Source organism: Nonomuraea sp. NPDC048881 (assembly GCF_040649795.1).
Classification (GTDB): domain Bacteria; phylum Actinomycetota; class Actinomycetes; order Streptosporangiales; family Streptosporangiaceae; genus Nonomuraea.
In genome coordinates, this window is sequence record NZ_JBEZGC010000007.1 from 387,733 (window position 1) to 407,509 (window position 19,777).

The 19,777-nt window shown below is 74.4% G+C and carries 20 protein-coding genes; 15 read left to right on the top strand and 5 right to left on the bottom strand.

The genetic code is table 11. The features are described 5' to 3' along the window. Positions 1–36: 36 nt before the first annotated feature. Positions 37–1,506 (bottom strand): IclR family transcriptional regulator C-terminal domain-containing protein, encoded by a 1,470-nt coding sequence (locus AB0C33_RS26710; protein WP_358292520.1) that lies wholly within the window; start codon positions 1,504–1,506, stop codon positions 37–39. Positions 1,507–1,647: 141 nt separating this feature from the next. On the opposite strand from AB0C33_RS26710, the gene AB0C33_RS26715 reads away from it, so the two are divergent. From AB0C33_RS26715 to AB0C33_RS26750, 8 genes are read left to right on the top strand one after another with little or no spacing between them, the layout of a single operon-like run. Continuing rightward, a complete protein-coding gene (locus AB0C33_RS26715) occupies positions 1,648–2,430 on the top strand; it encodes a CoA transferase subunit A (protein ID WP_358292523.1) in 783 nt (260 codons plus the stop codon). Then, complete coding sequence (locus tag AB0C33_RS26720; RefSeq protein ID WP_352328076.1) at positions 2,427–3,056, top strand: CoA transferase subunit B; 630 nt, start codon at positions 2,427–2,429, stop codon at positions 3,054–3,056. The genes AB0C33_RS26715 and AB0C33_RS26720 overlap by 4 nt, the downstream gene beginning before the upstream one ends. Next, positions 3,053–4,201, top strand: a complete 1,149-nt coding sequence (locus AB0C33_RS26725) for a thiolase family protein (RefSeq protein ID WP_352328075.1) — start codon at positions 3,053–3,055, stop codon at positions 4,199–4,201. Before AB0C33_RS26720 ends, AB0C33_RS26725 begins: the two co-directional genes overlap by 4 nt. A gap of 5 nt (positions 4,202–4,206) precedes the next feature. Further along, the gene (gene pcaH, locus AB0C33_RS26730) at positions 4,207–4,959 is read left to right on the top strand and encodes a protocatechuate 3,4-dioxygenase subunit beta (RefSeq protein WP_352328074.1); all 753 of its coding nucleotides are present in this window, start codon (positions 4,207–4,209) and stop codon (positions 4,957–4,959) included. Further along, positions 4,956–5,480: a protocatechuate 3,4-dioxygenase subunit alpha gene (pcaG, locus tag AB0C33_RS26735; RefSeq protein WP_358292527.1), complete on the top strand. Its 525-nt coding sequence runs from the start codon at positions 4,956–4,958 to the stop codon at positions 5,478–5,480. Before pcaH ends, pcaG begins: the two co-directional genes overlap by 4 nt. Then, entirely contained in the window at positions 5,467–6,654 is a 1,188-nt protein-coding gene (pcaB, locus tag AB0C33_RS26740; RefSeq protein WP_358292530.1) for a 3-carboxy-cis,cis-muconate cycloisomerase, read from the top strand. The genes pcaG and pcaB overlap by 14 nt, the downstream gene beginning before the upstream one ends. 2 nt (positions 6,655–6,656) lie before the next feature. After that, a complete protein-coding gene (gene pcaC / locus AB0C33_RS26745; protein WP_358292779.1) occupies positions 6,657–7,754 on the top strand; it encodes a 4-carboxymuconolactone decarboxylase in 1,098 nt (365 codons plus the stop codon). Then, positions 7,751–9,211 carry an aldehyde dehydrogenase family protein gene (locus tag AB0C33_RS26750; protein WP_358292533.1) on the top strand — a complete coding sequence of 487 codons (1,461 nt, stop codon included), beginning with the start codon at positions 7,751–7,753 and terminating at the stop codon, positions 9,209–9,211. The genes pcaC and AB0C33_RS26750 overlap by 4 nt, the downstream gene beginning before the upstream one ends. 49 nt (positions 9,212–9,260) lie before the next feature. Here AB0C33_RS26750 and AB0C33_RS26755 read toward each other — a convergent pair whose 3' ends face one another. Then, complete coding sequence (locus AB0C33_RS26755; RefSeq protein WP_358292536.1) at positions 9,261–12,155, bottom strand: M36 family metallopeptidase; 2,895 nt, start codon at positions 12,153–12,155, stop codon at positions 9,261–9,263. Between the two features lie 171 nt (positions 12,156–12,326). Here AB0C33_RS26755 and AB0C33_RS26760 point away from each other — a divergent pair, with 171 nt between their 5' ends. Genes AB0C33_RS26760 through AB0C33_RS26770 form a run of 3 tightly spaced genes read left to right on the top strand, consistent with a single transcriptional unit; the run spans position 12,327 to position 13,918 of the window. Next, complete coding sequence (locus AB0C33_RS26760) at positions 12,327–13,073, top strand: SDR family oxidoreductase (RefSeq protein WP_358292539.1); 747 nt, start codon at positions 12,327–12,329, stop codon at positions 13,071–13,073. A gap of 34 nt (positions 13,074–13,107) precedes the next feature. After that, the gene (locus AB0C33_RS26765) at positions 13,108–13,455 is read left to right on the top strand and encodes a metalloregulator ArsR/SmtB family transcription factor (protein WP_358292542.1); all 348 of its coding nucleotides are present in this window, start codon (positions 13,108–13,110) and stop codon (positions 13,453–13,455) included. Next, the gene (locus tag AB0C33_RS26770; protein ID WP_358292544.1) at positions 13,448–13,918 is read left to right on the top strand and encodes an SRPBCC family protein; all 471 of its coding nucleotides are present in this window, start codon (positions 13,448–13,450) and stop codon (positions 13,916–13,918) included. The genes AB0C33_RS26765 and AB0C33_RS26770 overlap by 8 nt, the downstream gene beginning before the upstream one ends. A gap of 4 nt (positions 13,919–13,922) precedes the next feature. Here the strand turns inward: AB0C33_RS26770 and AB0C33_RS26775 are convergent, their stop codons facing one another. Continuing rightward, positions 13,923–14,441, bottom strand: a complete 519-nt coding sequence (locus tag AB0C33_RS26775; protein WP_358292547.1) for a hypothetical protein — start codon at positions 14,439–14,441, stop codon at positions 13,923–13,925. 260 nt (positions 14,442–14,701) lie between these two features. Between AB0C33_RS26775 and AB0C33_RS26780 the strand changes: the two genes are divergently transcribed. Then, on the top strand, positions 14,702–15,046 hold the full coding sequence (locus tag AB0C33_RS26780; RefSeq protein ID WP_358292550.1) for a hypothetical protein: 345 nt from the start codon (positions 14,702–14,704) through the stop codon (positions 15,044–15,046). A gap of 4 nt (positions 15,047–15,050) precedes the next feature. On the opposite strand, the gene AB0C33_RS26785 is transcribed toward AB0C33_RS26780, so the two are convergent. After that, positions 15,051–15,803, bottom strand: coding sequence for a lytic polysaccharide monooxygenase (locus AB0C33_RS26785; protein ID WP_358292553.1), 753 nt, complete (start codon positions 15,801–15,803; stop codon positions 15,051–15,053). A 338-nt stretch (positions 15,804–16,141) separates the two neighbouring features. Here AB0C33_RS26785 and AB0C33_RS26790 point away from each other — a divergent pair, with 338 nt between their 5' ends. The 3 genes from AB0C33_RS26790 (at position 16,142) to AB0C33_RS26800 (ending at position 18,932) form a co-directional block, all read left to right on the top strand. Next, positions 16,142–17,146 carry a TerC/Alx family metal homeostasis membrane protein gene (locus tag AB0C33_RS26790; RefSeq protein WP_358292555.1) on the top strand — a complete coding sequence of 335 codons (1,005 nt, stop codon included), beginning with the start codon at positions 16,142–16,144 and terminating at the stop codon, positions 17,144–17,146. 101 nt (positions 17,147–17,247) lie between these two features. Next, positions 17,248–17,964: a GNAT family N-acyltransferase gene (locus AB0C33_RS26795; RefSeq protein ID WP_358292558.1), complete on the top strand. Its 717-nt coding sequence runs from the start codon at positions 17,248–17,250 to the stop codon at positions 17,962–17,964. Beyond that, complete coding sequence (locus tag AB0C33_RS26800) at positions 17,961–18,932, top strand: lysophospholipid acyltransferase family protein (protein WP_358292560.1); 972 nt, start codon at positions 17,961–17,963, stop codon at positions 18,930–18,932. The genes AB0C33_RS26795 and AB0C33_RS26800 overlap by 4 nt, the downstream gene beginning before the upstream one ends. Here the strand turns inward: AB0C33_RS26800 and AB0C33_RS26805 are convergent. Beyond that, complete coding sequence (locus AB0C33_RS26805) at positions 18,893–19,777, bottom strand: carbohydrate ABC transporter permease (protein WP_358292563.1); 885 nt, start codon at positions 19,775–19,777, stop codon at positions 18,893–18,895. The genes AB0C33_RS26800 and AB0C33_RS26805 overlap by 40 nt on opposite strands.

Here is a 19,777-nt window from a genome sequence, read left to right on the forward strand (position 1 = left end):
GCCCGTCAGGGAGCCGGCCGGCAGCCGGGAGGCCCGTCAGGGGAGCCGGCCGGTGTGCGCGAGGTCGGCCTCCATGCGCGCGGCCGTCCGCCTGAGCTCGGGCAGCACGTCGCGCAGCAGGTGGTCGCGGCTGGCCCGGCCGGCGTGCGTGGCCACGTTGACCGCCGCCACCACGCGTCCGTCCGGCCCGCGCACGGGGACGGCGATCGACCGCACGCCCTCCTCCAGCTCCTGGTCCACCAGCGCGTAGCCGTCGGCGGCGGCCTGCCGCACGGCCGCGGCCAGCTCGTCCGGCGAGGTGATCGTGTGCCGGGACAGCGGCTTCGGCTCGATGGCGGCCACCCGCGCGGCGGGCTGCCCGGCCAGCAGCACCCGGCCCATGGACGTGGCGTACGCCGGGAAGCGGGTGCCGACCGTGATGTCCACGCTCATGATGCTGACCGTGGGCACCCGGGCCACGTAGAGCACGTCGTCGCCGGACAGCACCGCGACCGACGCCGACTCGCGGACGCGCGCCACCAGGTCGGCCAGGTGCGGCTGGACCACCTCGCCGAACGTACGCCCCGACAGGTGGGCGTAGCCGAGTTCGAGCACCTTGGGCAGCAGCACGTGGCGGTCGCCCACGGCGGCGGCGTAGCCGAGGCCCTGCAGGCTCTGCACCGCGCGCCGGACGGTGGCCCGGGGCAGGCCGGTCACCCTGGCGGACTCGGCCAGCGTGCAGCCGCCGCGCGCCGACCCGAGCGAGACCAGCACGGCCAGGCCGCGGGCGAGCGACTGCAGATAGCCCATGCCCAGCTCCTCCTTGACGGCCCGCGAACCGTCCAGCCCGGCGGGCGCGCGGCGCGGCTCCCGGGGGCGGGCGGCCTGGGCCGCCAGGACGGCCTCCATGTCCGCCACCGTCGCGCGCAGGCGGGGCAGGGCGTGCTCGCGCAACCCCGCCACCGTGTGCCTGCTGGTGTGGCTGACCACGCTGACCGCGCAGACCGCCGTGCCGCCGGGGTCGCGGACGGGCAGCGCGACCGCGATCAGCCCCGGCTCGATGAGCTGGTCGTCCTCGGCCCACGGCGCGGCGGGGTCGAGCAGGGCCAGCCCGGCCGCGCACCGCCCGGCGGGCAGCAGGTCGCCCACCCGGAAGGCCACCGACATCGTCCGCCGCCGGGTGAACTGGCCGACGAAGCGCACGCCGTCGCCGTCGGGCACGGCCAGCGAGACCGACTCCTCCAGCTCGGCGGCCAGCCGCTCGGCCAGGGGCGACAGGCTCTCCTGGAGGCCGTCGCAGGCCAGGTAGGCCGCGCCCAGCTCCATCAGCGGCGGCGCGAGCAGCACGTCGCGGCCCTCGGCCCGCAGGTGGCCGAGGTGCACGAGCGTGGCCAGCACGCGGTCGACCGTGGACCTGGCCAGCCCGGTGGCGCGGACGAGGTCGGTCGCGCGCATGGGCCGCCCGGGGTCGGCGGCCAGCACGCGCAGCACGGCCAGGCCGCGCTCCAGGGTCCCGGCCGGTTCCATCGACGACTCCTCGTCCAGGTGGGGGCTTTGACAGGAACGCCCCGGTTACAGATACTCGAACTCATAATAGTGAACTAAAGTTCGCAGAGCGAACACCCTCGGGCGGGCACTCGGCGGACATCCTCGGCTGAACGGAGCGTCGTGCGGAGAGACAAGGTGGTCGCGACGGCCGCGGAGGCGCTGGCCGGCGTGCGGGACGGCGCGTCGTTCGCGGTCGGCGGCTTCGGGCTCAGCGGCATCCCCAACGTGCTGATCCAGGCCCTCTACGACACCGGCGTGACCGGCATCGGCGTCGTGTCCAACAACTGCGGCGTCGACGGCGGCGGCCTCGGCATCCTGCTGGCCGCCGGGCGCATCGCCCGCGTGACCGCCTCCTACATCGGCGACAACAAGGAGTTCGCCCGGCAGTACCTCGGCGGTGACCTGGAGGTCGAGCTGACCCCGCAGGGCAGCCTGGCCGAGCGGCTGCGGGCCGGCGGCAGCGGCATCCCCGCCTTCTACACCCCGGCCGGGGTCGGCACCCCCGTCGCCGACGGCGGCCTGCCGCTGCGCCACCACCCCGACGGCACCGTCGCCGTCGCCTCGCCGCCGAAGGAGGTGCGCGAGTTCGACGGCCGGGAGTACGTCCTGGAGCACGGCATCCGCACCGACTTCGCGCTGGTCCGGGCGGCCAGGGGCGACCGGTCCGGCAACCTGGTCTTCCACCGCGCCGCCAGGAACTTCAACCCGCTGGCCGCCATGGCCGGGCGCGTCACCGTCGCCGAGGTCGAGGAGCTGGCCGAGCACATCGACCCCGACGAGGTCCACCTGCCCGGCGTGTTCGTGCAACGCGTGCTCCCGCTCACCCCCGAGCAGGCCGCCGACAAGGGCATCGAGAGGCGTACGATTGCCCCGCCTCCGGCAGGAGGGACAGTCACCGAATGAGCTGGACCCGTGACCAGATGGTCGCGCGGGCGGCGGCCGAGCTGCGCGACGGCGACTACGTCAACCTCGGCATCGGCCTGCCCACCCGCATCCCGTCGTTCCTGCCGCCGGGCGTCGACGTGGTCCTCCACTCCGAGAACGGCATCCTCGGCGTCGGCCCCTACCCCGCGCCCGCCGACGTCGACCCCGACCTGATCAACGCGGGCAAGGAGACGGTCACCGTGCTCCCCGGCGCGTCGTTCTTCGACTCCTCGCTGTCGTTCGGCATGATCCGAGGGGGCCACATCGACGTGGCCGTGCTCGGCGCGATGCAGGTCTCGGCCCGCGGCGACCTGGCCAACTGGATGGTCCCCGGCAAGCTGGTCAAGGGCATGGGCGGGGCCATGGACCTGGTGCACGGCGCGCGCAAGGTCATCGTGATCATGGAACACAACGCCAAGGACGGCTCACCCAAGATCGTCGAGGAGTGCTCGCTGCCCCTGACGGGCCGGCGATGCGTGCACCGGATCATCACCGACCTCGGCGTCCTCGACGTCACCGAGCAGGGGCTGGCCCTGGTCGAGAGCGCGCCGGGCGTGGGCCTGGACGAGCTGCGCAACCGTACCGACGCGGAGGTCACCGCATGAAGGACGTCTACATCGTCGACGCCGTCCGCACGCCGTTCGGCCGCCACGGCGGCGCGCTGGCCAAGGTGCGCCCCGACGACCTGGCCGCGCACGTCGTCGCGGCGCTGGTCGAGCGGACCGGCCAGGAGAGCGCCGACGAGGTGGTCCTGGGCAACGCCAACGGCGCGGGCGAGGAGAACCGCAACGTCGCCCGCATGGCCGCGCTGCTGGCCGGGCTGCCGGTCACCACGCCCGGCGCCACCGTCAACCGGCTGTGCGGCTCCGGCATGGAGGCGATCATCCAGGCGTACCGGGCGATCGCGGTCGGCGACGCCTCGGCGGTGATCGCGGGCGGCGTGGAGTCGATGACCCGCGCGCCCTGGGTGCTGCCCAAGCCCGACCGCGCCTTCCCGGCGGGCGGCGGGGAACTGGTCTCCACGACGCTCGGCTGGCGGCTGGTCAACCCGAGGATGCCCGCCGAGCACACGGTCGCGCTCGGCGAGGGCGCCGAGCTGATCGCAGACAAGCACGGCATCACCCGCGAGGAGCAGGACGCGTACGCGCTGGGCAGCCACCGGAAGGCGGCCAAAGCGGCCCTTGACCGCGAGATCGTCCCGATCGCCGGCCTGACCAGGGACGAGGGCATCCGCGACGACACCTCGGCCGAGGCGCTGGCCCGGCTCAAGCCGGTGTTCAGGAGGGACGGCGGCACGGTCACGGCCGGCAACTCCTCCCCGCTGAACGACGGCGCGGCGGCGCTGCTGCTGACCGACGAGGAGGGGCTGCGCGGCCGCGAGCCGCTGGCCCGCCTCACCGCGAGCGCCGCGAGCGCGCTGGAGCCGCGCTACTTCGGGCTCGGCCCGGTCGAGGCCGTGCGCAAGGCGCTGGCCAAGGCCGGCAAGGGCTTCGGCGACCTGTCGACCGTCGAGCTGAACGAGGCGTTCGCCGCGCAGGTGCTGGGCTGCCTGGCCGAGCTGCCCGAGCTCGACCCCGCCCTGGTCAACCCCGACGGCGGCGCGATCGCGATCGGCCACCCGCTCGGCGCCTCCGGGGCCCGCGTCACCGGCGCCGTGGCCCACCGGCTGGCCGCGGCCGGCTCGGGCGTCGGGCTCGCCTCCCTCTGCATCGGCGTCGGCCAGGGGCTGGCCGTCGTACTCGAAAGGTAGCGTCCATGTCCGAACCCCTCACGCAGGCCGACATCGACCGCGAGATCGCCGCGCTGAGCGAGTCCCGCGGCGAGCGGCCCGCCGACCACCCCGCGCGCGACTACGCCCCCTACCGCAGCACCCTGCTGCGCCACCCCAAGCAGCCGCTGGTCGCGCTGAAGGACCCGGAGGCGAGCGAGCTGTCCGGCCCGGTGTTCGGCGTCACGGACGTGACCGCCCTCGACTCCGACCTGACCCGGCAGCACCTCGGCGAGCCGCTGGGCGAGCGGATCACCGTGACCGGCCGGGTGCTCGACCGCCAGGGCCGGCCCGTACGCGGTCAGCTCGTGGAGATCTGGCAGGCCAACTCCGCCGGCCGCTACCTGCACCAGCGCGACGACCACCCCGCGCCGCTCGACCCCAACTTCTCCGGCGTCGGCCGCTGCCTGACCGACGACGACGGCCGCTACCACTTCACCACGATCAAGCCCGGCCCCTACCCCTGGCGCAACCACCTCAACGCCTGGCGGCCCGCGCACATCCACTTCTCGCTGTTCGGCACGGCCTTCGCCCAGCGGCTGGTGACCCAGATGTACTTCCCCGGCGACCCGCTGTTCCCCTACGACCCGATCCTGCAGTCGGTCACCGACGACGGCGCCCGCCAGCGACTGGTCTCCACCTACGCGCACGACCTGTCCAAGCCCGAGTGGTCGCTCGGCTACCGGTGGGACATCGTGCTCGACGGGCCCGCCGCGACCTGGATGGAGGAAGGCCGATGAACCCCACCCCCTCGCAGACGGTCGGCCCGTTCTACGGCTACGCGCTGCCCTTCCCCGGCGGCGGCGACCTGGCCACCGGCGGCATCACCGTGCACGGCCGCGTCTACGACGGCGCCGGCGACCCGATCCCCGACGCGCTGCTGGAGTTCTGGCAGGCCGACCCCACGGGCGACCTGTCGGGCGCGCCCGGCTCGCTGCGCCGCGACCCGGTCAACGGCGCGGTCATCGGCCGGCACGGCGTCGACTTCACCGGGTTCGGCCGCGTCCCCACCGACGCCGACGGCCACTGGACCCTGCGCACGGTCGAGCCGGGCAACGGGTACATCAGCGTGTGCGTGTTCGCCCGCGGCCTGCTCCACCACCTGTTCACCCGCATCTACCTGCGACCCGACGCCTTCCTCGACTCGCTGCCGCCCGACCGGGCGCGCACGCTGGTCGCGGTCGAGGAGCGGGAGGGCGTCCACCGCTTCGACATCCATCTTCAGGGCGAGAAGGAGACGGTCTTCCTTGACTTCGGCTGACCCCGGCGGCGGGAACCCGGGCGCGTCCTCCGCGGGCGCCCTGGGCGACTTCGGGCTGCTCGCGCCCATGCGCGGCGGGGTCGAGGCGACCGGCGACGTGGCGGTCCTGCAGGCCATGCTCGACGCGGAGGCCGCGCTCACCCGGGTGCTGGCCGCGCTCGGGCGCGCGCCGCGGGAGGCGGCCGACGCCGTGACCGCCGCGGCCCGCGCCGAGCTGTTCGACCCGGCCGGCCTGGCCGCGCGGGCCCGTTCGGGCGGCAATCCGGTCATCCCGCTGGTGGACGACCTGCGCGCCGCCGCCGGGCCGTACGCGGAGCACGTGCACGCGGGCGCGACCAGCCAGGACATCCTCGACACCGCGCTCATGCTGGTCGCCCACCGGGCGCTCGGGCCGGTCCTGGACGACCTCGACCGGGTGGCCGCCGGGCTGGCCACGCTGGCGTGGGACCATCGCGACACCGTCATGGCCGCCCGCACGCTCACCCAGCAGGCCGTGCCCACCACGTTCGGGCTCAAGGCGGCGGGCTGGCGGAAGCTGGCCCTCGACGCCCGCGACCGCCTCCGAGTCGTCCGCGAAGCGCTTCCCGCCCAGCTCGGCGGCCCCGCCGGCACCCTCGACCGGTTCACCGCCCCTGACCCGGACGACGGAGGCGCAGGGGCGCTGGAGGTGGCCGGCCGGTTCGCCGCCGAGCTGGGGCTGGCCGCGCCCACGCTGCCCTGGCACGTGCTGCGCACCCCCGTCGCCGACCTGGCCGGAGCGCTGGCGTTCACCGCGGGCGCGCTGGGCAAGCCGGCCGCCGACGTGCTGGTGATGTCGCGGACCGAGATCGGCGAGGTGTCCGAGGGCGTCGGCGGCGGTTCGTCGTCGATGCCGCACAAGCACAACCCCGTGCGGGCCACGATGATCGCCGCGGCGGCCCGCCAGGTGCCCGCCCTGGCCGCCGTCCTGTACGCCTCGCTCGCCGCCGAGGACGAGCGCCCGCCCGGCGCCTGGCACGCCGAATGGCAGCCGCTGCGCGAGGCGCTGCGCCTGGTCGCCGGCGCCGCCCGCGACGCCGCGGAACTGGTCGCCGGCCTGCGGGTCGATCCCGGGCGCATGCGCGCCGCCCTGACCGTCGCCGGACCGCCCGGCGCCGCCGCCGCCCTGGTCAAGCGGGCGCTGGAGGAGAAGTGACGTTGTTGCAGCACCGGGTGGACGGCCCGGAACACGCCGAGCCGATCGTCCTCGGCCCGTCGGTCGGCACCTCGACCCGGGTGTGGGAGCCGCAGGTCGCCGCGCTGGCCCGCAGGTTCCGCGTGGTCCGCTTCGACCTGCCGGGACACGGCGGCTCCCCGTCGTCCGGCGTGTCCACGATCGACGGCCTGGCCGGGCTCGTCCTGGACCTGGCCGACGACCTGGGCCTGGACGCCTTCCACTACGCCGGCATCTCCATCGGCGGCGCGATCGGCGCCACCCTGGCCCTGCGCCACCCCGGACGCCTGCTGTCCCTGGCGATGATCTGCTCCTCGGCCCGCTTCGGCGAGCCGGACGGCTGGCGCGAGCGGGCCGCGCTGGTCCGTGAGCGGGGCACCGCGCCGCTGCTGGAGCCCACGGCCAAGCGCTGGTTCGCCGGGCCGGGCGACCCGGCGCTGCTCGACGACCTCGCCGCCGCCGACCCCGCCGGCTACGCCGCCTGCTGCGACGCCCTGGCCGGCTACGACCTACGCGCCGAGCTGCCCGGCATCGCCGTCCCGACGCTGGTCCTGGGCGGCCGCGACGACCCGGCCACGCCGCCCGCGCACGCCAGGGAGCTGGCCGACGGCATCCCCGGCGCGACGCTCGTGGAGGTGCCGGGAGCGGCCCACCTGGCCGGCGTCGACCAGCCCGAACGGGTCACCGCCGCGCTGCTCGCCCACCTGCCCGCCGCCCCCGGCATGCGGGTGCGCCGCGAAGTGCTCGGGGACGCCCACGTCGACCGGGCCGTCGCCCGCACCACCGCCTTCACCAGGGACTTCCAGGACCTCATCACGCGCTACGCCTGGGGGGAGATCTGGACCAGGCCCGGCCTCGACCGGCGCACCAGGAGCTGCGTCACCCTCACCGCGCTGGTCGCGCACGGGCACCTCGACGAGCTGGCCATGCACGTCCGCGCCGCCGTGCGCAACGGGCTGACGGCCGACGAGATCGGCGAGGTGCTGCTGCAGAGCGCGATCTACTGCGGGGTGCCGGCCGCCAACGCGGCGTTCGCCGTCGCCCAGCGCGTCCTTACCGAGATATCAGGGGAGTCCGCATGACCATCACCCGTGACCTGCTGATCGGCGGCAAGAACGTCCCCGCCCAGAGCGGCCGTACGACGCCCGACCTGGCCCCCTACACCGGCGAGGTGTACGCGACCGTGGCCGCCGCGGGCGTCGAGGACGTCACCTCGGCCGTGGACGCGGCGCAGGCCGCCTTCGACGGCTGGGCCGCCACCAGCCCGTTCGCCCGCCGGGCGATCTTCCTCAAGGCCGCCGACCTGCTCCAGGAGCGCGGCGAGCAGGCCGTGGCGCTGATGGCCGCCGAGGTCGGCGGCACCCGCCCGTGGGCGCTGTTCAACGTCGGGCTGGCCGCGAACATGCTGCGCGAGGCCGCCGCCGCGATCACCGCGCCGCGCGGCGAGGTGCTCACCGCGCAGGAGGAGGGCGTGCTCGGCCTGGCCGTGCGCGAGCCGCTCGGCGTGGTGGCCGCCTTCTCGCCGTGGAACGCGCCGATCATCCTCGGCGTGCGCTCGGTGGCCGCCGCCCTGGCCGCGGGCAACACCGTCGTCATGAAGCCCAGCGAGGACGCCCCCATCGCGTGCGGCCTGTTCGTCGCCGACCTGCTGCACGAGGCCGGGCTGCCCGCGGGCGTGCTCAACGTGGTCACCAACGACCCGGCCGACGCCGCCGTGGTCGCCGAGGCGCTCATCGCCGACCCCCGCGTCCGCGCGGTCAACTTCACCGGCTCCACCGAGGTCGGCCGGATCGTCGGCACCCACGCCGCCCGCCACCTCAAGCCCGCCCTGCTGGAGCTGGGCGGCAAGAACGCCATCATCGTCCTGGACGACGCCGACCTCGGCCACGCCGTCGACGCCGCCGCGTTCGGCGTCTACATGAACGCGGGCCAGATCTGCATGTCGGGCGACCGCGTGCTGGTGCACGAGTCGCTGGCCGAGGAGTTCGGCCGCCGGTTCGCCGACAAGGTGCGCGCGCTGCCCGCCGGCGACCCGTCCCGGCCGGAGACCGTGATCGGGCCGCTGGTCAGCGCGGACGCCGCCCGCCGGGTGGCCGGGCTGGTCGCCGACGCGGTCGCCGAGGGCGCGACGGTGCTGGCCGGTGGCGGCGAGCCCGACGGCGCGGTGCACCCGGCGACGGTGCTGGCCGATGTGCCCAAACATGCCCGTCTGTACTACGGCGAGGCGTTCGGCCCGGTGTGCGTGGTCGGCACCTTCGCCACCGACGACGAGGCCGTGGCCCTGGCCAACGACACCGAGCACGGCCTGACCGCCGGGATCATCACCGAGAACGGCACCCACGGCCTGCGCGTGGCCCGCCGCCTGCGGACCGGCATCGTGCACGTCAACGACCAGTCCGTGGGCGACGAGCCGCAGGCGCCGTTCGGCGGGGCCGGCTCCTCCGGCTACGGCCGGTTCGGCGGCCGGTGGGGCCTGGAGGCGTTCAGCAACACCCGCTGGATCACCCTGGCGACCGAACAGGCCCACTACCCGTTCTGACCACCCGGCCCACCCCTGGGAGGGGCGGGCCGGGCGGCCCGCCGGCGGGTCAGTGGGCGTACGCCTGGAACTCCGCCGCCCGCACCTGCTCGCGCGCCGGGCTCGCCGTGGCGCAGTCGGTCGCGGAGCCGGGGTCGGCGTCCTGCTCGCCCGCGTAGCGCGGGTTGCCGGTGCACTGGCTGCTGACCACCCGCAGCATCAGGTGGGTGGCGCTGGTCGGCGGCACCCGGAAGGAGCGCACCAGCAGGTCCGCGCCGCGCGGCCGGGGCAGCGTGGCGTCGAAGGCGTCCGCCGGGCTGGTGTAGACCTTCCTGAAGCTCGCCGGGTCGGCGCAGTTCGCGGCGCAGGCCAGCACCTCGAACGCGCGCAGCGCCGAGAACCTGTTCTGCCCGCCCGGATCGGCGGCGTCCCCGACGTCGGGCCGGAGCATCGCGCTCACCTGGACCCTGCGCACCGTGACCGGACGGTCGCCCGCCAGGTCCACGGTGACCGACCGGCCGGCCGGCGCGCCGGTGCGCGAGGCCCAGTTCGTGGCCTCGGTGTCGTCGATCAGCCGGGCCTGGTTGACGCCGTCGCCGGCGGCCGTCGCGCCCGCCGCGGCCGAGGCGAGGTTGCGCGGCAGCGGCAGCGGCAGCGGCAGCCTGGCCCCGGCCACCACCGGGAACGTCAGCCGCGCGTGCCCGAACCCGGCGCCCGCCACCACGAACCGGTACGTGCCCGGCGTCATCTCGACGGTGTCGCCCAGCGGCGTGGCCGGATCGGTGTCGGCGACCGGCACCGCGCGGCCCTCGTAGTCGCCCACGTAGAGCCGCAGGGCCGCGTCCCTGGCCTCGCCGAGCGGCTTGAGCTGGAGCGAGCCGTTGCGGCCCGCCGGGTCGACGAAGCTCGGCGTCGGGTCGGGGTCGTTCGGTCCGTTGCTGGCCGCGCCCTTGCCCAGGCCGTGCTCGGCGAACGCCCGCCACAGGATGTCCTGGTTCGCGCCGTCGAAGCGGATGGCGTCGGCGGCCAGGATCGCGTCCCGGTGGTCGACGTAGCTGACCGCGCCGGAGGCCATCAGCAGCAGGGCGTCGTACGAGAGCTGCGCCCACCGCCGGTTGCCCGGACACCGGTCCACCGCCACCTTGCCGTCGGCGCAGTCGCGCTGCCGGGCCGGCGTGCCCTTGCCGTACCGCTTGACGAACGCCTCGCGGACGTCGAACTGGGTGGCGGTCCAGATCTCGCCGTCGGCGTGCACCTGCGTGCCGACCAGGTCGTAGGCGAGGTCGCTGTAGTTCAGCGGCGACCTGGACATGTCGTAGTTGCGGATGCCGCGCGTCCGGTCGCCCGTGACGTACGGGCCGATCACGTACGGGGTCGCGCCGGAGGAGCGGAAGCCGTACTCGTCCAGGTACTCCATGGCGAACAGGTCGGAGGTGCTCTCGTTCATGGCGCCCGCCTGCGCGCCGCTCCAGCCGGCGTTCGGGCCGGCGATCATGCGGCCGGAGATGGCGTGGCTGTACTCGTGGCCGATGACCGACATGTCGTAGTCGCCGTCCACGCAGGGGGAGTAGAACGAGCCGGCGATCGGCTGCCACAGGTACATGTTGGTGATCGGGGCGAGGCCGTCGGGGCCGGTGATCTGGTTGGCGTTGTCGCGTACCGACGCCACGCGCGCGCCGGCCTGGGCGTTGCCCAGCTCGGGGTCGTTGCCGAGCCCGCCGCGGTCGCCGTTGTCCACCTGCATGTTCCAGGCGGACTCGGTGAAGCCGAGCCGGTAGGACCAGTCGTGCATGCGGTTGTGCATGGCGTTGAGGTTGGCGATGGCGGCCTCCAGGTCCGCCTCGCCCGGCTGGTCGAACGTCGCCGGGTCGCACTTGGCCCGGTGCCAGGTGTTGCGCCACGGATAGACGTAGTCGCGGTTGGGGGAGGGGGCGTTCGCGCGGGTGCCGACGGTGAAGGGGTCGCCGTTCGCGCGGTTCTCGTACGTCCGGGCGGCGTTGCCCGCGCTGGTGTGGGTCGGCGTGCCGGTGGCGTGGTCCACGTCCCAGGCGCGGCCGGTCGCCGGGTCGCCGCCGGTGGCGAGGTCGCAGCCGGGCCCGGCCGCCAGGCACCAGGTCCGCCGGGTGTCGGTGGCGGAGTAGTCGCCGGGCGGGTTGGCCGGGAAGGCCGCCCAGCGCGGGTTCTCCGGGTCGAAGTGGTCGACCAGGTTCTCGCGGGTGAGGATGCCGCCGGTGACCGCGTCCACGTGGGTGGTGTACGCCGCCGCCTCGCCCTTCCCGCTGCCGATCAGGACCACCTGGTACGCGCTGTGCACGCCGTCGGGCGCGGGCACGGCCACCTTCGTGACCTGCTTCGTCGTCGCCGTGGCCAGGTCCACGCCGCCGTCGCGGGCCGCGATCTCCAGGGCCCGCGCCTCGCTGATCGCGGCGGCCGGGGGCGCGGCCTGCCCGCGGGCGAGCGAGGAGGTCACGTGGCGCACCTTCCCCCGTACGACGCCGACCGCGACGAGCCCGTCCACCCCGGCCGGCAGCCCGCCGAACCGCTGGCGCAGGAGCACGGCGTGACCGGCGCCGAGGGGGTTGACCGCGACCTTCTCCAGCCCGGCGACCTCCTCCGCCGACAGCCCGAACAGCGGCTCGTTGGCGGCCAGGTAGGCGCGGGCGGCCCGTTCCGGATCCTCGCCCAGGCCCTCGGCGAGCGGCGCGGCGCCGGTGACGACGGCGGGGGTGCCGAGGGCGTTCCAGCGGATCTCCGCGCCGGCGGCCCGCGCGCCGAGCCCGGCGGGCGGCGGGACGCGGCCCTGCCGGTTGTCCAGGTCCGGCCTGCCGTGCTGCTCGGCCTGGAAGTCGTGGACGATCGGCGCCTGCCCGCCGGGTTCGCCCCGCGCGGCGCCGGTCAGGGGCAGGGCAGAGGCGGTGACCGCGAGGGCGATCACGGCGCTGCGTAACCAGGGTCTGGTGGACACGGTTCCTCCTGGGCACGGAAGACGGGCGGTTGACGCCCGTCCCGCCAGAGGTAACACCGCCCCGGAGTCCTGACAAGATCGGATGAAGCCTCCAGGACTGTCCAGTTCTTGACACCGTCGCGTATTAAACCTATAGGTTGATAAACCAACGGGTTGAACAAGGAGGAAGAGATGCTTCTCCGAGAAAAGGTCGCGGTGGTCTACGGCGGCGGCGGCTCGATCGGCGGCGCGGTGGCCCGCGCCTTCGCCCGCGAGGGCGCCCGCGTCTTCCTGGCCGGCCGCACCCGGGCCCCGCTCGACAAGGTCGCCGACGACATCCGCGCGGCCGGCGGCACAGCGCAGACCGCCCTCGTCGACGCGCTGGACGAGCAGGCCGTCGACGCGTTCACCGGCTCGGTGGCCGCCCGCGAGGGCCGCATCGACGTCTCGTTCAACGCCGTCTCCGTCCAGGACGTGCAGCGCCCGCTGGCCGAGATCTCCGTCGAGGACTTCCTGCGGCCGATCCAGGTCGCCGCGCGCACCCAGTTCCTCACCATCAGGGCCGCCGTGCGGCACATGGCCGGTTCGGGGGTCGTCCTGCTGTTCGGCGGCGGCGGCCCGCAGACGCAGCCGGGGCTGGGCGGGTTCAAGGTGTCGCTGGACACCATGGAGGGCATCCGCCGCCAGTGGGCGTGCGAGGCCGGGGCGCAGGGCGTGCGCGTGGTCACCCTGATCACCGGCGGCGTGCCGGAGAGCATCCCCGACTCGTTCCCGGGCAAGGCCGCGCTGGAGGCGGAGCTGCGCGAGCCCACCCTGCTCGGCCGGCTCGCCACCCTCGCCGACGTGGGCGAGGTGGCGGCGTTCGTCGCCTCCGACCGGGCCCGGACCATGACGTCGGCGACCGTGAACGTCTCCTGCGGCGCGATCGTGGACCATTAGGGTCGGCACCGCCCAGGAAGGAACGTACGCACCGATGCCCGACGACCAGCTCAGCCTCACCTTCGCCGCCCTGGCCGACCCCACCCGGCGGGCCATCCTCGCCCGGCTGGCCGACGGCGAGGCGACGGTCAACGAGCTGGCCGAGCCCTTCGAGATGAGCCTGCAGGCCGTGTCCAAGCACCTGAAGGTGCTGGAGCGGGCCGGGCTGATCAGCCGCGGACGCGACGCCCAGTGGCGGCCGTGCCGCCTGGAGACGGCGCCGCTGGAGGGCGCCTCCGCGTGGATCGACCGCTACCGCGAACGCTGGACCGGCAGCTTCGACCGGCTCGACCAGGAGATCAGGAAGCTCCGGCACAGCGAGGAAGGACGTGACCATGGCTGAGACCGAATTCGTCATCGAACCCGGCCGCCAGGACATCATCATGATCCGGACCTTCGACGCCCCCAGGGACGTCGTCTTCCGGGTCGTGACCGACCCGGCGCTGATCCCACGCTGGTGGGGCCCCCGCTGGCTGGACACCCGGGTGGACGCCATGGAGGTCGTGCCGGGCGGCCGGTGGCGCTTCGTCAACACCGACGCCGGCGGCCGGGAGTACGCCTTCGGCGGCGTCTACCACGCGGTCGTGCCGCCGGAGCGGTACGTACGCACGTGGGAGTTCGAGGGCACGCCGGGCGAGGTGGCCCTGGAGACCGTCCGGCTGGAGGAGGCCGGCGGCCGTACCCGGTACGTGGCCCGGTCGGTGCACCCGTCCGTGGAGGCGCGCGACGCCATCGTCCGCGCCGACGGCGCCAAAGGCGGCGCCCAGTCCATGGACCGGCTGGCCGAGCTGCTGGGAGCGCGCTGACGTCTTACTGCGGGCAGGCCAGACGGCAACCGCCGAAGCGGGCTTCGTCCGGCTCGGGGAAGCGGGACTTCGGCATCCCGCGCAGCGCCTCGGCCATCGAGGCCCGCCAGATGGGGCCGGGGATGGTGGCGCCGTCCACGGTGTCGTAGCGGCGCCCGCCGACGGTCAGGCCGGTGAGCGTGGGCCGGCCGAGGCCGCCGGTCCGCAGCAGGCCGGTCACCGCGTCGGCGACGGCCGCGTCCAGAACCTGCTCGCACCGGGCGCCGAGGGCGTGCAGCACCCTGCCGGAGCCCTCGCGGACCTCCTTGACCGCCCTCGGCGCGCAGCGCAGGCCGTGGGCGGCCAGCGTGGCGTAGGTGGCGGCGACGGTGACGGTGTCCGCCTCGTTGATGCCGAGCGTGAAGGTCTCGTACTCCCGCAGCGGTGTCCCGTCGCGGTGGGCGAGGCCGAGCCGCTGCGCCGTGCGCACGGTCTGGCAGAGGCCGACCCGCTCCTCCAGCCGCAGGAAGAAGGGGTTCGGCACGGCGCGGGCGGCCGAACGCAGGGTGGTGAACGCGCCGCCGTCCTCGCCGCCGGGGCCGATGACCGTGTGGGTGGGGTCGCCGACGTTCTCGCCCTTGCAGTTGGTGAAGGAGTTGTAGCCGGTGGCCTGGAAGGAGCGGGCGCGGGGGAAGCCGTCGTCGTAACGGAAGCCGCCGGACAGCGCCGCCGCGAGCGACGGCCCGTTGCGCCGCCTGCTGCGCCCGCGGGTCGAGGGTGGTCGCCACGACCAGGCCGCCGCGGGTGAGCAGCCGCGGATCGATCGCGGTCAGCTCGTCGTGCACCCGGCGGCAGAAGGCCGGGTGGCGGCTGGCCGCGCAGTCGGGAGCGAGCTTCTCGACGACCTGGCCGCCGCCGTCGGTGATCACGCTGTCGCGCACCACCAGAGGGGCGACGGCCAATCGCTGCCTGGCCGGCGCCGGGCCGGCCGTCGCGGACAGCACCAGGACGGCGCCCCAGACGGCCGCCGCCACCCCGGCGACGACGCCGAGGGCGAGGAGAAGTCGCTTCATCGGCGTCCTTCCGGAAGGGGGTGCGGCCGGCCCGTCCATCATGGCCGACCGCACCGCCCCCGTGCACCGGAGCTAGACGATCACACCCGTTGCCACAGGGCGGGCACGTTCGGCGGCTCCCAGCCGGGCAGCGCCGTGTGCGGCTGGAGGCAGCGGTAGGTGACGTTGTTGTAGACCACCTGGTCACCCGACTTGTACGCGGTGCCCGCCGTCCAGTTGCCGGCCGGGCCCTGGGTCGGGGTCACCGTGGGGGTCACCGTGGGGGTCGGGGTGGGCGTGGGGGTCGGCGTCGGGGTGGCGGTGGGGGTCGGCGTCGGGCCGCCGGGGCCCACCTGGAGGTCGACGCAGTTGTAGAAGGCGTTCTCCGTGTCGGCGATGTTCCAGATGGCCAGCAGCTTGATGCGCCCGGTCCGGCCGCCCAGGCTCACCGTGTGCGTCACTGTCGCGCCCGGTTCCCTGCCGTGGTCGTTGAACGAGGCGATCCGGGTGCCGCCGACGTAGTAGTCCCACGTGCTGGTGGCGTGCCGGGCCTCGATGAGCCACTTGAAGTTGACCGTGTCGCCGACGGACGCGGCGGGCCAGGCCTTGCTGTCGTCGTCCAGTGGGGCCCACCGGGCGTCGCCGCCGCTGCAGTTGCGCAGGCCCTTCGGGCCCTCGACGCTCTGCGGCTCCCAGATGATCTGGCCGCAGTTCTTGACCTTGCCGGCCGCGCAGTTGGCCTGGCGGCTGGGCGGGTCGGAGATGTAACCGTGCGCCGAGGCCGGCGGGGAGAGGGCGACGACGGTGGCGACGGAGACCGCCGCCATGGCTAAGAAGGTCCATACTCTGCGCATGTCACCGTTCCTTCATGCTGGGGGATAGTCCCAAATATAAAGGAAAGTTTCCTAACGGTAAATGGCACAGTCAGCGCTTTTCCGCCCCGCAGTCAGGCTCTCGTCGCCTTCCGCCGGTAGCGAGAGCCCTGCGCCTGATGTCGGGCAGCGCACAGATGGGCTGGCCAACAGGGGGTGACATGTCGTGACTTCGCCTAGGCTGAGGGTGCCGAGGGGAGTACTTCGCAAGCGCCGGCCCGGTCAGTACGGACGTCCCAGACGTCCCCGGGCGGCCGCCCGCGCGATCGGCGCACGGGCGAAGGAGACCTCGAACGATGACGCGCGTTCGAGGAGGACCCATGCCCCCGGGCACATTGCAGGCTGCCCCCGCCCTGACCACCATCGCCACGCCCACCCTCTGGCTGGTCGCGATCGCCGGGCTCGTGCTGCTGCTGGCGCTGGATCTTCTCCTGACCAGGCGCCCGCACGAGGTCCGCATGCGCGAGGCGGCCGGCTGGTCGGTGTTCTATCTGGTGCTGCCGGTGATCTTCGGCTTCTACCTGTGGGCGGACCACGGCGGCGGCGTCGCCGTGGAGTTCTTCACCGGGTTCGTGGTGGAGAAGTCGTTGTCGGTGGACAACCTGTTCGTGTTCATGCTGCTGCTGGCCGCCTTCGCCGTCCCGCCCGCGCTGGCCCGGCAGGTCCTGCTGTACGGGATCGTCGGGGCGCTCGTCCTGCGCGGCGTCTTCATCTGGCTCGGCGCCGCCGCCCTGCAGAGCGGCACGTGGGCGTTCCTGTTGTTCGGCGCGATCCTCATCGTCACCGCCGGGAAGATCCTCAAGGACGTGCTCGGCGGCCACGAGCAGCAGGTGGACATCTCCTCCATGCGCAGCGTCCGGCTGGTGCGCCGGTTCGTGCCGGTCACCGACGACTACCGCGGCTCCCGGCTGGCCGTGCGCGAGGGCGGCCGGCTGGCCCTGACGCCGCTGGCCCTGGCCGCCGTCGCCGTCCTGGGCACGGACATCGTCTTCGCCGTGGACTCCGTGCCGGCCGTGTACGGCGTGACCGAGGACCCGTTCCTGGTCTTCGCCACCAACGCCTTCGCGCTGATGGGCCTGCGGGCGCTGTACTTCGTGCTGCAGGGCGTCCTGGCCAAGCTGCGCCACCTCAACCACGGGCTGAGCGTCATCCTGGCCTTCATCGGGGTCAAGCTCATGCTGCACTGGGCGCACGGCGTGTGGGACTGGATGCCGCAGATCCCGACGCTCGCCTCGCTCGGCGTGATCGTCGCCGTCCTGACCACGGTCACTCTGACCAGCCTGTACGCCAACCGCCGCGACCGCGAGAAGGAGGCCGCGAGCTAGTTCACCGCTCCGACGCCTGGGTGCCCCCGACGCGAGAGCCGGCCGTCATGTCGGCATGACGACATGGTCGCGAGACGCTTTCAGGGAAGGACCCCGCGCCCATGACGATCTCTCTTGACACGAGCCGGTACACGGTCGGCATGGCCACGAGCCCCGCCGACCTCCAGGCGGCCCAGCGGCTGCGGTACGAGGTCTTCGCCGAGGAGATGGGGGCGCGGCTCGACAGTCCGGTCTCCGGCCTCGACGTGGACCGGTTCGACGCCTACTGCGACCACCTCCTGGTGCGGGAGGGGCGGCGGGTGGTGGGGACGTACCGGCTGCTGCCGCCGGGGCGGTCTGACCGGCTCTACTCCGACGGCGAGTTCGACCTGCGCGCCCTCGCCCCCATCCGCAACAACCTGGTCGAAGCGGGACGTACCACCGTGCACCCGGACCACCGGGACGGCGCGGTGGTCGCGCTGATGTGGGCCGGGATCGCCCGGTACATGGTGAACGGCGGCCACCAGTGGCTGGCGGGCTGCTGCTCGGTGCCGCTCGACGACGGCGGCGCGCTGGCGGCCGGGGTCGCCGGACGGGTGCCGCTCGGCCCCGAGGAGCACCGGGTCACGCCGCACGTGCCCTGGGCGGCCGACGGCGCGCCGCGCTCCGACCGGTTCGTGCCGCCCGCGCTGCTCCGCGGCTACCTGCGGCTGGGCGCGTGGGTGTGCGGGCCGCCCGCGCACGACCGGGACTTCGGCACGGCCGACTTCTTCGTGCTGCTCTCGATGGCCCAGGCGAACACCCGCTACCTGCGTCACTTCCTGGGCGGGACGCCGTGACCGGCCCCTGGCTGCGTACGGGCCCGTGCACGCCGGACATGTGCGTGGGGGCGGCGGTCGTCGGCGCGGGGGCGGTGCGCCGGGCGCTGCGGCTGCTCGCGGCGGCCCTGGTGGTGCTGGCCGGGGTGCCGGTGGCGCTGGCGTTCCGCCACGCCCGCCCGGACGTGCGGGCGCGCGTCACCGGAAGGTGGGCCCGGCTCCTGCTGCGCGCCCTGGGCATCCACCTGGACCTCGTCGCCGAGGATCCGGCGGAGGCGACCCGGCCGCCGACCATGGCCGGGGCCGGGGCCGGGGCCGGGGTCGAGTGCGGGGGCGGGGTCGGGGCCGCGGGTTCGGGGGGAGGTGGGAAGGCCGGGGTGTTGGTCGTGGCGAATCATGTGTCGTGGCTGGACCCGCTGGTCGTCGCGGCCGCGGTGCCCGCGCGCCCGCTGGCCAAGCGGGAGATCGCCGCCTGGCCGGTCGTCCGCACGCTGGCCGCGGGCTCGGGCGCGCTGTTCATCGACAGGGAACGCCTGTCCGCGCTGCCGTCGGCGGTCGCCGCCGTGGCCGGGGCGCTGCGGGCGGGCGACACCGTCGTGGCCTTCCCCGAGGGCACCACGTGGTGCGGGCTCGGCATGGGCGACTTCCGGCCGGCGGTGTTCCAGGCGGCGATCGACGCGGGCGCCGCCGTACGGCCCGCCACGCTGCGCTACCGCGAGGACGGCCGGCCCTCGACCCGCGCCTGCTACGTGGGCGAGGACTCGCTGCTCGCCTCGGTGCTCCGGGTGGCCGCGACCCGGCGGCTGGCCGTCGAGGTGCGCCTGCTGGCCCCCCTGCGCGCCGCGCCGCCGGCCGGCCGCCGGCGGGCGCGGGCCGCCCTGGCCAGGGACGCCGAGGCCCTGGTACGCGCCGCGATGGACGGTCCTCCCACGCGGGGGAGGACCGCCGCTCACTTGCCGAAGCCCGCGGTCAGCCCGCTGAGCAGCTGACGGCGGCCCACCACGTAGAGGATCAGGATGGGCAGCGTGGTCAGGACGACCGAGGCGAGCACGGCGGGCACGTTCACGCTGTACTGGCCTTGGAACGTCCACAACGCCAGCGGCAGCGTGCGCTTGTCCGGGCTCTGGGTCAGGATCAGCGGCAGCAGGAAGCCGTTCCAGATCGTCAGCGCGTTGTAGATCGTCACCGTCACCACGGCCGGACGGGTCAGCGGGAAGGTCAGCCGCCAGAGCATGCCCCAGTCGGTGGCGCCGTCCAGCCGCATCGACTCGAACAGCTCCTTGGGCACGTCCCTGATGAAGTTGGACAGCACCAGCACCGACAGCGGGATCGCGAACGCGATGGAGGGCAGGATCATGCCCAGCAGCGAGTCGTACAGGTGCAGCCGGATGATGATCAGGTAGATCGGGATGATCGTGGCCTGGAGCGGGATCGCCAGCCCCATCAGGAACAGCGAGTTCACCCCGCGCAGGAACCGCCCGCCGCCGCGCACGATCGCGTACGCCGCCATGAACGACACCCCGACGGCCGGGATCACCGCGCCGAGGGTGACGAGGAGGCTGTTGAGGAAGTACAGCGCGAAGTCCGACTCCAGCACCAGCCGGTAGGCCCCCAGCGTCGGCTCCGCCGGCGGGGCGAGCGGGTTGGAGGCGTAGTAGGAGCTCTGCTCCTTGAAGCTGGTGATGACGATCCAGTAGATCGGCACCACCACGATCGCCAGCCAGATCCACCCGGCGACCCCGGCCACCCAGTTGCGGCGGGCGGCGGCCGGGCCGCCCGCCCGCCGGGACGCCCCGGCGGCCCGCCGCGCCGGCTCCGTCAGCGTCGTCGCCAT

Excerpts from the sequence above, each read along its gene's own strand:
- AB0C33_RS26710 (WP_358292520.1), bottom strand. The coding sequence starts at position 1,506 with ATGGAACCGGCCGGGACCCTGGAGCGCGGCCTGGCCGTGCTGCGCGTG.
- AB0C33_RS26790 (WP_358292555.1), top strand. The coding sequence starts at position 16,142 with ATGCCCCCGGGCACATTGCAGGCTGCCCCCGCCCTGACCACCATCGCC.
- AB0C33_RS26750 (WP_358292533.1), top strand. The coding sequence starts at position 7,751 with ATGACCATCACCCGTGACCTGCTGATCGGCGGCAAGAACGTCCCCGCC.
- pcaG (WP_358292527.1), top strand. The coding sequence starts at position 4,956 with ATGAACCCCACCCCCTCGCAGACGGTCGGCCCGTTCTACGGCTACGCG.
- AB0C33_RS26725 (WP_352328075.1), top strand. The coding sequence starts at position 3,053 with ATGAAGGACGTCTACATCGTCGACGCCGTCCGCACGCCGTTCGGCCGC.
- AB0C33_RS26785 (WP_358292553.1), bottom strand. The coding sequence starts at position 15,803 with ATGCGCAGAGTATGGACCTTCTTAGCCATGGCGGCGGTCTCCGTCGCC.
- AB0C33_RS26760 (WP_358292539.1), top strand. The coding sequence starts at position 12,327 with ATGCTTCTCCGAGAAAAGGTCGCGGTGGTCTACGGCGGCGGCGGCTCG.
- AB0C33_RS26805 (WP_358292563.1), bottom strand. The coding sequence starts at position 19,777 with ATGGCGACGACGCTGACGGAGCCGGCGCGGCGGGCCGCCGGGGCGTCC.
- AB0C33_RS26795 (WP_358292558.1), top strand. The coding sequence starts at position 17,248 with ATGACGATCTCTCTTGACACGAGCCGGTACACGGTCGGCATGGCCACG.
- AB0C33_RS26720 (WP_352328076.1), top strand. The coding sequence starts at position 2,427 with ATGAGCTGGACCCGTGACCAGATGGTCGCGCGGGCGGCGGCCGAGCTG.
- AB0C33_RS26770 (WP_358292544.1), top strand. The coding sequence starts at position 13,448 with ATGGCTGAGACCGAATTCGTCATCGAACCCGGCCGCCAGGACATCATC.
- pcaH (WP_352328074.1), top strand. The coding sequence starts at position 4,207 with ATGTCCGAACCCCTCACGCAGGCCGACATCGACCGCGAGATCGCCGCG.
- AB0C33_RS26765 (WP_358292542.1), top strand. The coding sequence starts at position 13,108 with ATGCCCGACGACCAGCTCAGCCTCACCTTCGCCGCCCTGGCCGACCCC.